Here is a 13,866-nt window from a genome sequence, read left to right on the forward strand (position 1 = left end):
TTGTACAGCTTAACTTGATGACTATGAAGAGTGATACCACACTTTAAAATAAAACATTAAACCTTAAAAGGTTACGGAGTTTTAAGCTAAAATTTATGCACAATGATTAGTCTTTTACACGCTTAGATCGTAATACCAAATTGCATATATTTTTTATATTTTATACTTATCCAAAGTAGTTTTCTGCCCATGGCATTGCCAGCACAATGAGCCTAATGCTCAATTGTATTATTAAAAATACAATCTGTAGTAAAATAAGACTGTGATTTTAGCTGCTTATCTATCAAAGATAGTAACATTATTTCCATAGTAACCTCACATAATACATTAGGTCACGATGTAACGTGAGTTGTTCATCGGTCTGTGCATTAAAGATTAAGTTATAGCTAGTTGCTGAGTGCCAATTCGCAAATATAAATGCGGATTTAAAGCACAAATTAAGATATTACCTTTTTAGGGTCGGTTATAATTCGTGCTGAGAACAGGATATAAGAAACCTGCTTCGAAGAAGCATACCATAAAAAAGCGTAGTGCCATCAGGTGCTACTAGCATAACGGATATTTAACACTAAAAATCATAGCAGTTATTCCATAATATGTCATGTGAGTTGATAATGCGTTCTCTAGCCCCCATCGATAAGCTTACAGAACGTCAGGGGGACGGTTGAAACTATACCGGCAATAAGCCTTGCCTAATTTTACGTCATTTTGTATGCGTTGCGGTATCGGTACAGATAAAAATTTTATAACCTCTAGTTACCGCAGATCACAATACCAGCTACCTTTTAGCTCAGGTGACGTTATGTTTAAGAGTTAGTATGTAGTAAATTTTCAATGCTACTTCCTTCAGAATATGTTTATTATTTAAAAATAAATGATAGCTTCATAATAATCATAGTTGGCTAGCACACAGTTAACGACCTTTGTGGGTGGAAATGATTTTTAAACGCTAGACAATAGCATTAAATGCTCGTCATTTTGTGCAAAAAACGCTTTTCGCGTTCAAAGGTATTAATATTCTTTCCTTCAATTGATAATATATTAGTAATAGCATGCCGATCGTCTGTATAATCTCGAATTGGAGGAGGAGATAAATACCAGTAACATTAAGATGATGTAGAGCTAATAATTGGGTAGTAACATTGCTCGAATTAGACGTAGACTTCAATACCTCCTACGCCTGACGGTGCCTATGAATTATTATTCATATTTACCATAGAATTTGTTAAATAAAATAGGTAATTGACCAGTTTTTGCATTTTAATACTTCTGGTTAATTTAGTCAAAAATGTGTAACTCTGATTAAGAGTAAGCGTAAGGCTCTCTTGTTGCATTATTTTTGGCTTATCAATAAAATGCAGTGTGAACAACCAAAAACCCGTAAATATGGGGTTTTTGGTTGTGATTCTTTACAGTGGATCTAGAGCGGTTGGTCGGATAGCCGGAGCAGCTGCCTGTTTATCTGCAGCGTGCCCGCCTGCGGCGCCACGACCGTTGAAACAGTAATTTGGTCGCTGCCAATCGCTATTAGGCAGCGACGAAGGAGTATAAATTGGCGCTGATGCTTTAGTCATAGGTGCACTGGCATGGTGCTTAAAGCGTGATATGGTTGTTTGTTTCATTGTTAGCGATGGGTATTTTTCCTGCGTCAGCGGTAGGCCAACAGGCGGTGACGTATAAAAGGTGGTGTCTTGAGTTACTAAAGATGGTATTACCTGCGAGATACCGTAATTCTCGTTGGGTGCAACCGTGACTGTTGACGAGATGGAATAAGCGACACGTTTTACATTGCGCGGGTTAACCGATAGCGGTTCTGTTTTGTTACTGTGGATTGCATTGTTATAGGCTTCGTCGCGTGGGTCTACCGGCACAATATTTTTTTTAGCGGTTGACGATATATCACAGCTGTCGGGGAATGTGGATGGCTGAATCTTACATTGTGCTAATTGCTGTTTATCGGGGGTGTTCACCGGCTTTACTGCATTAGTGCTAGTATCTTGCTTATGTGATGGCACCAGCGGAACTATCATTGACTGCGGTAGTTGTTGGTTTATTAACGTATTGCTGACTATTGCTACCTCAACTTCGCCTGAAGTTATAACGGTAAAATCCTTCTGTGCATGATGCAGGGCTGCATCGGTATCCGTATTTTGTTTAGGATGTTTAATGTGGCTGGCGAGATAGCTCATACAGGATTTACCTGAGTTCATTTTTGGTTCCATCGTTGTGCTAGTAATCAGCACCTGCTGCGATGGATGTGAATAAAGTTCATCACGATAACACCGCCGGCGTTGTGCGGTGTTGTGCAAGTGATTAATGATACGACGGAAGCGTTTCGGTATATTATCCTCATTGCCATGTCGTTTGTCTTTGACGTTTTTCTTGCCTTTCGTACCGATAACAGTATAGCCATCGTGTATTTCCATCACCTCATTATGTGAGGTAACGGAACTTTTTGTCTCGTTATTATTAGCAGGTATTAACCGAACGGGCTGTAACGTTGTTTTTATCTTTTGATCAGCATTTTGTTGTATTTTTAGTTTCTGCTGGGGTGGCTGTTGACAATATTGACGTAGTTCATAGCACGGTTGTTGTACTTTCTCTTCTTGCCGTATTTCGCCAATCATATTACGCATAGTTTGTGTCTCTGTGACGTCATGGAGCCGCTTAATTGGCTTATCGTCACGACTATCAGCACGGCTCTTTTTCGTCTGGCAATTTTCCGTACCAACGCAAGTCGGTTCATTATTGTTCTCGCTCCGGTAATTTTGTCGGCGTTGACTGCGGCGATTCTTACGCGTTTGGAGTCGCGGTGTGTCAATTTCGGTAGTCGACTCTTGAATGACTGTTTCAGCGGAATTGGTTTCCGGTTGTTGCATTGGTGCACTGATTAATGATTTGAAGCTAGTGATCAAGCGGGCAAGCAAGCCAAGGGAATTGCTCGTGATTTCCTTAGCGTTGGCTGAAGTCGTGTATACTGCAGTTTCATCAGCAGTCCGTTTTTCGCTGATAAGCGGCGGATTAGACATTACAAAAGTTGCCAGGGCAGGTTGCTGGGGGCGTTTACGCCCTGTTGATAGTGCCTCAGGCGGATGGATTATTTCTGCCTCATGTAATTGCGGCAATAAATAGCTTAGGGTAGGGGCCTCTTCGCCCTTGCGAACACGTAGAACTGCGTAATGCGGAGTTTGCATTTGATCATTCGGTACTATAATTGCTCTTACACCACCTTGGTGTTTCTCGATTGCATTTATGGCTTCGCGTTTTTCATTCAATAAATAAGAAGCGATGGGAACTGGTACTATGGCATGCACTTCGTGGGTATTCTCTTTTAGAGCTTCTTCTTTGATAAGCCTTAATATAGAAAGGGAAAGAGATCCATTATCACGGATAGTACCGGTGCCACCGCAGCGTGGGCAAACATGATGGCTAGATTCACCTAGTGATGGGCTTAAACGCTGACGGGAGAGTTCTAGCAGGCCAAAGCGGGAGATGCGGCCAATTTGTATGCGAGCACGGTCCTGGCGTACTGACTCGCGCAGGCAGTTTTCCACTTCACGCTGGTGACGTACTGGCGTCATATCTATAAAGTCGATTACAATTAAACCTCCCAGGTCTCGCAGGCGCAGCTGACGTGCGATTTCATCGGCTGCTTCAAGGTTGGTATTAAAAGCGGTTTCTTCGATATCGCCGCCGCGGGTTGAACGCGCAGAGTTAATATCAATGGCGGTTAAGGCCTCGGTGGTGTCAATAACAATAGAGCCTCCGGATGGTAACCGCACTTCACGCTGAAATGCTGATTCAATCTGGGATTCTATCTGGTAATGACTAAAGAGAGGAATTTCACCGCTGTAAAGTTTAATTTTGCCTATAAAATCAGGGCGGCCAAGCGACGCAATATGCTCTTTTGCTAGGTCAAGAATCTTAGGATTATCAATTAGGATTTCTCCAATATCAGACCGTAAATAATCGCGGAAAGCGCGAACAATAACATTACTTTCTTGATGAATTAAAAACGGTGCTGGGCGGCCTTCGGCGACTTTTTTAATTGCCTGCCAATGTTTGAGACGAAAAGCAAGATCCCATTGCAGCTCATCAGCTGATTTACCAACACCCGCAGTGCGGACTATGAGCCCCATACCGTCAGGTAGTTCAAGGGAGGAAAGTATTTCTTTTAATTCTATACGGTCGTCGCCTTCGATGCGACGCGAAATCCCGCCTGCTCGTGGATTGTTTGGCATAAGCACTAGATAACTGCCAGCTAGGCTAATAAAGGTTGTCAGTGCCGCGCCTTTATTACCCCGTTCTTCTTTATCCACTTGTACGATGATTTCCTGGCCTTCTCGCAGCATATCTTTGATGTTGGTTTTGCCGTGAATATAATATTCAAGAGGAAAATATTCGTGGGAAATTTCCTTAAGGGGAAGAAAACCGTGGCGCTGGGCGCCATAATCTACAAATACTGCTTCCAGACTTGGTTCAATACGAGTTATTTTACCCTTGTAAATGTTGGCTTTTTTCTGCTGATGCCCGGGGCTTTCAATATTAAGATCATACAGCCGTTGGCCATCTACTAGAGCAACGCGCAACTCTTCCTGTTGACTTGCATTAATTAACATTCTTTTCATCGTGACTTACTCATTTTTATACATTAAAAGCAGAATGGTGGCAAACGTGTGGTCGAGTATTCTATCACCATCAACTACGTGACTTGGCGAAAACTGTTAACCTCATGTTTGTAGCTTGCTAAAGAGAGCATTACTTCGGTAGCCTGTTTACCTATAACGAGAAACAGCACTTTGATAAGGGGAATGACGTCTGATGGTTGTTGCCAGAACAGATTCCTTTTGCCGACCAAGCTGCAATTGTTCATTTAGATAATCTGTTTACTATTAATTATTTTATTTATCTCCGCGTTATGTTAAACCAGAAAATTAAGTATTTCGTAATTAGCAAGCTAGACGCGAAGCATGGAAAGTGAGTGTATTATTTCACTGCTGATGCGAATATAGCAATACGCCTAATATCTATTGATAACAAGTTTTAAACTACCCATCAACGGATAGGTTCTCACACAATCATGTAACTAGGCTATTGGTCTAGAAAATCTTTTGCCGATGAAACCATACAGTTAAGCACATAAAAAGAAGTCTTGCTATGGTGTCAATATATTTAGAATTTTGACTTATGAATAGAAATAAGCTTGGTGTACATTTTATCAATATCTCTTTAGACGACGCTGGTCAGCGGATCGATAATTTTTTGCTTAGGTACCTAAAAGGATTGCCTAAGAGTATAATTTATCGCATCGTGCGTAAAGGTGAAGTGCGAGTTAATAAAAAGAGGGTAAGGCCGATATACAAGCTGCAAAATAATGATAAAGTACGTGTCCCGCCAGTGCTGGGGTTAAATGAAAAGCAAATGTTTACGTCTACCGAGATGGCTAAAGTACATTCGTTAAATGACGCCGTACTTTATGAAGATGATTATCTACTTATTCTGAACAAACCATCTGGAACGGCTGTACATGGCGGTAGCGGTTTGACTTTTGGCGTTATTGAGGGATTACGTGCCTTAAATCCCGATACATGCTTTTTGGAGCTAGTTCACCGCCTGGATCGGGATACGTCAGGGGTGTTATTAGTGGCTAAAAAACGATCGGCGCTGTTCGCCCTGCATGAGCAATTGCGCGCCAAGAGCATGCAAAAGGATTATCTTGCGCTAGTGCGCGGTCAGTGGCAGTCCCATGTCAAAACGGTTACAGCTCCCCTACTAAAGAATATATGCAACAGAGGTGAACGAATCGTGCGGGTCAGTAACGATGGTAAACCGTCGGAAACCCGTTTTAAAGTTGAGGAGCGGTTTACGTTAGCTACGCTAGTCCGAGCGAGTCTTGTCACTGGGCGTACCCATCAAATTCGTGTTCATGCCCAATATGCTGGGCATCCTATTGCGTTTGATGATCGATACGGAGACAGTGGTAGGTTTAAGCAGAAACTAAAAGAGTGTGGTCTAAATCGCTTGTTCTTACACGCAGTCGCGCTTCGTTTTGAGCATCCTGACAGTGGTAAAACTTTTAGAATAACAGCGCCATTAGATGCTACGTTGCACCAATGTTTGCTGCATCTGCGCGTCTATCACAAGCAGCAGCAATGATTCTATAATCATGATAGTTAGATTGCGTCTACTTAGTTTTTACTCATTAATGTAGCCGTTTAAACACAAAACTTATCATAATTAATTATCGGTTGATTGGAATAGCGATCGGCGCAAAGATAGTGCTTTTACGATGGCCATCGTGAAGGCATGATACTTAATAAGTAAAATGTAGGGTTAAAGATTTTATTATTAGACTGTTATCCATAGTATTAAAATAACTTTCGTATTTTAAGCGACCCGGAGTCAAAAATGATAATTTCAGAAACGGTACAATGCATCATTGTCTCTGAATAGAGTGTATTACAAAGTAAATATGCGCAACCTATTCAAAAAAGTTATGATTTTCTGTAGAAATAATTAGCTGTTAGCAGTGATTGTTACCTATAAGTAAATTGTTGTTACCGACTTTGCAGTTAACTTTTCTTGCATGAGATTCATATGGTATTCAGTTTTAATCTGGTCGTTGTTGACTACCAGATTAAAGTTGTTTCGGAAGTGTACGCAGTGGTTTACGTATATTCATTTAGGTAACCAAATTTAGCTCATAAAGCTATTGTCTATTCTACCATGTCGTCGTTACATGATTCTGAGCATTATAAAGTTTATTTAATAGAAACATAAATCTAGTAAACCATCTGCTAAGGTGAAAAAACTTAATCTATTTTGTATTAGCTAGTTTTAAAATAAGTCATCGAGGAGTAAGGGTTATGGCCGTACAACAAAACAAATCTACCCGTTCTAAAAGGGGTATGCGTCGTTCTCACGATACGGTGATCAGTTCTACTATATCAGTAGATCAAGTTTCCGGTGAAACTCACTTGCGTCATCACATCACCGCTGAAGGTTTTTACCGCGGTCGTAAAGTTATCGTTAAGTCAAATTTCTAAGGCGATATATTAAAATGTCTAAACATTGCGTTAGATTTAATTTTTTGTATACAGCGATTCTGACCTGATAGCGCCATCAGCATTGCATGGCGTAAAATTATATACGCGACTTGAACTATGTTTCTTGGCAAACCTGCGGTAATTAATTCTTTATGTGAAATGGATTTCGTTTTGCTTGAGCGAGTTAAGTTCATTGTTCGCTGGTAGCGATTATTATTTACTGAATGCCGAGCCGCTACAAAACCATACGGTACTACCGCGAGACATTTCATTTGTGTTAACGCGAGTGGACTAAACTGAGGTGGTTAAAAAGTCTTTAATCGCATATAAACATCCGGAGTTCATGGTGATTTTGTGCTATCAAGTAGGGCAAGAAGTGTGATGAATTTATTCATCAACATCTTCAAGGTTAATGACTTTATGCTGATAAAAGTTACCGTAATGGATACGGTAATGTCTGCATATATCGTGGGGTAAGGAATTCGCACGTAGTGCTTATAAATATCAGGATAAAGAAACCAAAAACCTCCTCTAGCCTATTTATCATGTATTGGCGTTGTTACGGTATGTTTACCAAACAAGTTTGGCTATTTTAAAAGTCAATAATTGTAAGTAAAAAACGATTTCCTAGTCTGTGATAACTTTCAGATAACGTGAAATTAAAGAACAGAGTTTTTGTAATTTGCTAAAATTCTCTGGGGAAAGCGGCATGCCGGACTGAATGATTTATGCAATGTGTCAAGGCTGGATGAAACGTCTCTTAATTCGTAAATTAGGTCAACTAAATACGGACTAATATAATGGTGCTTGCCTTATATTTTTGCGAAGGACTGTAATTAAAATCCACAGGGGCGGTAAACCATCACGCTTTTACCGCCTCTATTGAACAGGCAATGCAAGCGATGAAACTGCATATACAGGCACTAATTATTACCAGCCTGTTGGGATGGCGTACTACCCAAGAGTGATTAAGCGTACATGTTTACTAAGATTCTCGGCACCGGGAGCTATCTTCCGGCAAACATCCGGTCCAACGCTGACCTGGAAAAAATGGTTGATACTTCAGATGAGTGGATTGTTACCCGAACCGGCATTCGCGAACGGCGTATTGCTAGTGCTGATGAAACCGTCTCTAGCATGGGGCGTCATGCTGCTGCGCAAGCTTTGAATATGGCTGGCATCAACGCGGAGAAGATTGGCATGGTTATTGTTGCTACGACCTCTCCAAGCCACGCTTTTCCCAGTTCAGCTTGTCAGATTCAGCGTGCTCTGGGCATTCATGACTGCATTGCTTTCGATTTAGCGGCAGCCTGCGCCGGTTTTTCTTATGCACTGGGCGTGGCGGATACTTATATCAAAAATGGTGTTCTAGACTACGCACTGGTGGTAGGTTCTGATACGTTAAGTCATACTCTTAACCCTAACGATCGTGGTACATTGATCCTTTTTGGGGACGGCGCAGGAGCCGTAGTACTAAGAAGCTCGACGACACCAGGCATTATCTCCACGCATTTGCACGCCGATGGTCGTTATGGTGACCTGCTGACTCTTCCATATCATAATCGCATGGATCCAGCTACTTCAGCTTACTTGACTATGTCTGGCAACGAAGTTTTTAAGGTAGCAGTTACTGAACTAGCACATATTGTCGATGAAACTCTCAGTGCTAACGCTCTCGATCTTACTGAATTAGACTGGCTAGTACCCCACCAGGCTAACTTGCGTATCATTACTGCTACTGCAAAACGACTGGGCATGGGCATGGAAAAAGTAGTGGTTACTCTTGATAGGCACGGTAATACCTCTGCTGCATCGGTGCCGCTTGCTTTGGATAAAGCGGTGCGTGATGGTCGTATCCAATCAGGACAACTAGTGCTGCTTGAAGCGTTTGGTGGGGGTTTTACTTGGGGATCAGCTCTGTTACGATTTTAATCTATAGGAATTTAAACAATGACTATTTTTGCCATGGTATTTCCAGGACAGGGCTCCCAAACTGTAGGCATGTTGGCAGAGTTAGCAGCAAACTACTCTGTAGTCGAGGCGACATTTGTCGAAGCATCCGGCGTGCTGGGTTATGATTTATGGCAGCTAGTGCAGCAAGGACCAGCTGAAGAACTAAATAAAAGCTGTCAGGCCCAGCCGGCATTATTAGCGTCATCGGTTGCAATATGGCGTGTTTGGCAGCAGCAAGGCGGACGAATGCCGGCTCTGCTGGCCGGCCATAGTTTAGGTGAGTATTCTGCGCTGGTTTGCGCTGGCAGTCTGGATTTTACTTCGGCCATACAGGTAGTGGCGCTGCGCGGCAAACTCATGCAAAAATTGGCGCCTGCTGGAAGCGGCGCGATGTCTGCTATTATAGGGTTGAATAACGATACTATCACCGCTGCCTGTGAAAAAGCGTCTCAAGGGAAGGTTGTTTCGCTAGTAAATTTTAATTCGCCTAATCAGGCAGTTATAGCTGGACATAAAGAAGCGGTGGAGCGTGCTGGCATTTTATGTAAAGAAAATGGAGCTAAGTGCGTGTTACAATTGCAAGTTAGCGTACCGTCTCATTGCTCCCTGATGAAGCCTGCCGCAGAAAAATTGGCGTTGGCGCTGGAAGCAATAACATTTATTACACCGCGAATTCCGGTAATCAATAATGTTGATGTACGCGCAGAGCAGGATCCGGCTACCATCCGCCAAGCACTCGTGCGCCAACTTTATAGCCCGGTTCGCTGGACTGAAACTATGGAATACCTTGCGTCACAAGGCGCAAATGTATTGTTAGAAATAGGCCCTGGGAAAGTACTTACTGGACTGATTAAACACATGGCTTGCACTTTGTCGGGTGTTGCGGTGAACAATCCAACCTCGCTGACATCCGCGATTAAATACTAACTTGAGGTTATAAATGAGCTTTAAAGGTAAAATTGCGCTAGTAACCGGTGCTAGTCGAGGTATTGGCCGTGCGATAGCAGAAACATTGGCGTCTCGTGGTGCAATGGTTATTGGTACCGCTACCAGCGAAGCAGGTGCTGCCGCTATAAGCACTTATCTGGGTGATAGTGGTAAAGGAATGAAGCTGGATTTTTTTAGTGATGTTTCTATCGAGGTTTTTTTAGAAAAAGTACGCGAGGAATTTGGCGAATCGGATATTGTTGTAAACAATGCGGGTATTACACGGGATAATCTGCTATTGCGTATGAAAGAAGATGAATGGCAGTCTATTTTGGATACTAATCTGACGTCAGTATTTCGTATGTCGAAAGCGGTAATATGGGCTATGATGAAAAAGCGTTATGGCAGAATTATTACAATCGGTTCTATAGTTGGCTCTATGGGCAATGTTGGACAAGCGAATTATGCTGCTGCCAAGGCAGGTTTAATCGGCTTTAGTAAATCCCTAGCGCGTGAAGTCGCCTCGCGCGGCATTACAGTCAACGTGGTGGCGCCAGGGTTTATAGCTACAGATATGACTGAAGCGTTGACAGATGAATACCGTGCAGGCATTTTATCCCAGATTCCGGCAAACCGCCTCGGCTATCCAAAAGAAATTGCTAGCGCTGTAGTTTTTTTCGCCTCTGAGGAGGCAGCGTACATTACTGGAGAAACTCTACATGTCAATGGTGGCATGTATATGCCATAAAAGTACGAAAATCATTTGCGTTATTTGTGGTAAAAACTGCAAAATAGCATAAAATCATTGTTCGACTAACCTGGATCAAGTTGCATCTTTTTAATATTTTATACACTAAGAAACCATCGCGTAAGCGAGTTTTGACAGGAAATTTAGAGTATGAGCACTATCGAAGAAAGCGTTAAGGCAATCATCGCTGAGCAACTAGGCGTTAAGAAAGAAGAAGTTGTGAATAATGCTTCTTTCGTTGACGACCTCGGAGCAGACTCTCTTGACACCGTTGAGTTAGTAATGGCGCTGGAAGAAGAGTTCGATACCGAAATTCCAGACGAAGAAGCTGAGAAAATCACTACTGTGCAGGCAGCAATTGATTTCATACAGGCAAGTCAGCAGTAAGTGAACTTTTCTAGGCGGTCTTAGTGACCGCCTAATTTTTAGTATCATGGTAAACTGCTACCCCCTGGAGGAAAAACGTGTGTTTAAGCGTCGAGTAGTTGTGACCGGACTTGGCATGTTGTCTCCTGTCGGTAACACCGTAGAATCTACTTGGAGTGCGCTCCTTGCCGGACAGAGTGGCATCGGATTGATCGACCATTTTGATACGACTGCCTATGCAACACGTTTTGCAGGCTTGGTTAAGAATTTTAATTTTGAAGATTATCTGCCGCGTAAAGACGCCCGCAAGATGGATGCGTTCATACAGTATGGCGTAGCCGCTGGACTACAGGCCATGCAGGACTCCGGCTTAGAGGTAACCGAAAAAAATACTGATCGTATTGGAGCGGCTATAGGTTCTGGTATCGGAGGCTTATGGTTAATTGAAGAGAACCATAGCGCACTCGTGAACAGTGGACCTCGTAAAATTAGTCCATTCTTCGTGCCTGCTACTATTATCAATATGGTGGCAGGTTATTTATCTATAATTTGCGGATTGCGCGGTCCAAATATTTCTATTGCCACTGCTTGTACCACAGGATTGCATAATATTGGTCATGCAGCTCGTATTATCGCTTATGACGACGCGGACGTTATGCTAGCGGGGGGCGCCGAAAAAGGCAGTACGCCATTAGGCATCGGAGGTTTTGGCGCGGCGCGTGCGCTGTCGACCCGCAATGATAATCCCCAAGCGGCAAGCCGTCCTTGGGATCGAGATCGTGACGGTTTTGTTCTCGGCGATGGTGCGGGCGTAATGGTTCTCGAGGAGTATGAGCATGCTAAACTGCGCGGTGCAAAAATATACGCTGAAGTAGTAGGATTTGGAATGAGCAGCGATGCTTATCATATAACTTTGCCGTCTGATGACGGTGCCGGAGCTGCTCGATCAATGATTAATGCACTACGCGATGCGCGTATAACACCGGAGCAGGTGGCCTACATCAATGCACACGGTACTTCGACATCTGCCGGCGATAATGCTGAAACTAAAGCGGTAAAAGCAGTATTCGCTGAGTCTGCCAGCAAAGTTATGTTAAGCTCCACGAAGTCAATGACGGGTCATTTACTAGGAGCTGCCGGCGCTATCGAAGCTATCTTCAGCGTATTGGCATTGCGCGATCAAGTGATTCCACCAACCATTAACTTAGATCATCCTGATACAGGATGCGATTTGGACTATGTGCCAAAAGAAGCACGCCAGGTTAAGGTAATGGATTACACCTTGTGTAATTCGTTTGGTTTCGGCGGAACTAATGGTTCTCTGGTATTTCGTGCAATTTGATTTAAGCACATTGTTTAATAGTTTTTATTAAGCTATTTTAGGCTTTATTTAGAGGCTTACAAGAAAAATATATTAATCTTTAGACACAATTGCTACTTATCAAGTATGCCGTAGATTTCGGCAAAAGTTTTTTAACCCCAGTTCGGTGTCTTGCCAGAGAAATTTCTTCTGTAGAGTTTTATCTATAATAGTTGCAATCTAGCAACGTCGCGATTATTGATCACATCATGCTGTGACAGACATCCTGAGTTTTAACATTATTGTGCTATCATATTATTTCTGCTGGTGTCAGCAGAGTAGTTTAATAAACTAAAGTACGTTTCTTAGCGCACAGTCCGCTGCTAGCTAGCATATTTAACACAATAACCAGTTGAAATTGGTAGCTCATCCGCGTTATTTTGAACCGTAACGACACAAATGAAACGCTAGTATTGGAGATATCAATGGTGTGGTAATAAAAACTATGAATGTATTATTAGTACAACTATATATGCTATATTTGTAGCTTCAGCTACTTTATTAACTGATCATAAATAGGGAAATTGTTATATTTATGTGTGTGCCGGAGTGCACCCAGCTTATTAGCTTGTAAGAGATTTTAAAAGTTATCAATAAAAAACGCTTTTCATCATTTTTCATTGGTGCTGATTATGTTGGTCAGCAACTGTCTGCTATAGATTAAATACTTTGTCTCCGTTCTATTGCTTCTCCAGCAGGAGAAGCGGTCGTGGTTGTCTGTAAATATTGCTATGTCAACAGCATTTATTGTGACATAGAGTCTAGTTGCCGTGTTTGATTGAGTTGAAGACTGAGACTATAAGTGATAATGGTCAGTATCTATCAGGTGATAGTAGAAAATAACAGTGCATGATTAGCTGCAACTGCTGATTAGCAGCAAAGAAGTGCATTTTTTTATCTTTTTTATCGAAGTAAAAATACCACAGGAGTTTCTGATCATTCTGGGTTAGGTATCGTATATAAACACGATCTACGATAGCGGGTGGCACGCCGCAGGCGCTGAGAGCAACACTTGTGGCTACGGCAAGATAGTTGTTTGTTTGGGAAAGAATTTTATCCTGAACTTATTTTTTATACTGCTAATTTCCCTAGAGTACGATCCTCAAACACGTTCGCCAACTCATATGATCATTACTATAGATTAAATATGGCAATAATTAGTCGCGCATATGCCGTACAAAATGTTGTCGTCGCTGTTGAGTATATGTTTATCGTTTAGAAAGAAAACTAGGTAAAAGAGAAGAGTCGCTTGTTGTATCGATGTGGTTATTAACCAGTTGCGTATCGAAATAAAATTACTATATATCCCACAGTTAGTTAAGGTGCTAAAGAAAATTATTACAGCAGTATGATGCTATTAGGATCTAATGATATATATGCCGTATGATGATACCTATATCATTACAAAATTAACACTAACGTCGTGATTGCGTTGCCTCCTACTTTTAGTTACCCCGCGACTTTTT

At 42.0% G+C, this 13,866-nt stretch carries 9 protein-coding genes; 7 read left to right on the forward strand and 2 right to left on the reverse strand.

All coding sequences use genetic code 11. The features are described from left to right. Positions 1-1,409 precede the first annotated feature (1,409 nt). Together rne and HBA_RS03470 are read right to left on the reverse strand one after the other, a co-directional pair. Entirely contained in the window at positions 1,410-4,628 is a 3,219-nt protein-coding gene (gene rne, locus HBA_RS01395) for a ribonuclease E (protein ID WP_097032260.1), read from the reverse strand. Positions 4,629-4,702: 74 nt separating this feature from the next. Next, complete coding sequence (locus HBA_RS03470; RefSeq protein WP_157774247.1) at positions 4,703-4,873, reverse strand: hypothetical protein; 171 nt, start codon at positions 4,871-4,873, stop codon at positions 4,703-4,705. A gap of 314 nt (positions 4,874-5,187) precedes the next feature. On the opposite strand from HBA_RS03470, the gene rluC reads away from it, so the two are divergent. From rluC to fabF, 7 genes are all read left to right on the forward strand, one after another. Further along, complete coding sequence (gene rluC, locus HBA_RS01400) at positions 5,188-6,156, forward strand: 23S rRNA pseudouridine(955/2504/2580) synthase RluC (protein ID WP_097032261.1); 969 nt, start codon at positions 5,188-5,190, stop codon at positions 6,154-6,156. Positions 6,157-6,866: 710 nt separating this feature from the next. Beyond that, positions 6,867-7,046 (forward strand): 50S ribosomal protein L32, encoded by a 180-nt coding sequence (gene rpmF, locus HBA_RS01405; RefSeq protein WP_097032262.1) that lies wholly within the window; start codon positions 6,867-6,869, stop codon positions 7,044-7,046. A 978-nt stretch (positions 7,047-8,024) separates the two neighbouring features. Further along, positions 8,025-8,978 carry a beta-ketoacyl-ACP synthase III gene (locus HBA_RS01410; protein ID WP_097032263.1) on the forward strand — a complete coding sequence of 318 codons (954 nt, stop codon included), beginning with the start codon at positions 8,025-8,027 and terminating at the stop codon, positions 8,976-8,978. A gap of 18 nt (positions 8,979-8,996) precedes the next feature. Then, positions 8,997-9,926, forward strand: coding sequence for an ACP S-malonyltransferase (gene fabD / locus HBA_RS01415; protein WP_097032264.1), 930 nt, complete (start codon positions 8,997-8,999; stop codon positions 9,924-9,926). Positions 9,927-9,939: 13 nt separating this feature from the next. Then, positions 9,940-10,674, forward strand: a complete 735-nt coding sequence (fabG, locus tag HBA_RS01420) for a 3-oxoacyl-ACP reductase FabG (protein ID WP_097032265.1) — start codon at positions 9,940-9,942, stop codon at positions 10,672-10,674. A gap of 150 nt (positions 10,675-10,824) precedes the next feature. Further along, positions 10,825-11,061, forward strand: coding sequence for an acyl carrier protein (gene acpP, locus HBA_RS01425; protein ID WP_011410921.1), 237 nt, complete (start codon positions 10,825-10,827; stop codon positions 11,059-11,061). Between the two features lie 79 nt (positions 11,062-11,140). Further along, positions 11,141-12,382 carry a beta-ketoacyl-ACP synthase II gene (gene fabF / locus HBA_RS01430; RefSeq protein WP_097032614.1) on the forward strand — a complete coding sequence of 414 codons (1,242 nt, stop codon included), beginning with the start codon at positions 11,141-11,143 and terminating at the stop codon, positions 12,380-12,382. Positions 12,383-13,866 lie beyond the last annotated feature (1,484 nt).

Source organism: Sodalis endosymbiont of Henestaris halophilus (assembly GCF_900161835.1).
GTDB lineage: Bacteria > Pseudomonadota > Gammaproteobacteria > Enterobacterales > Enterobacteriaceae.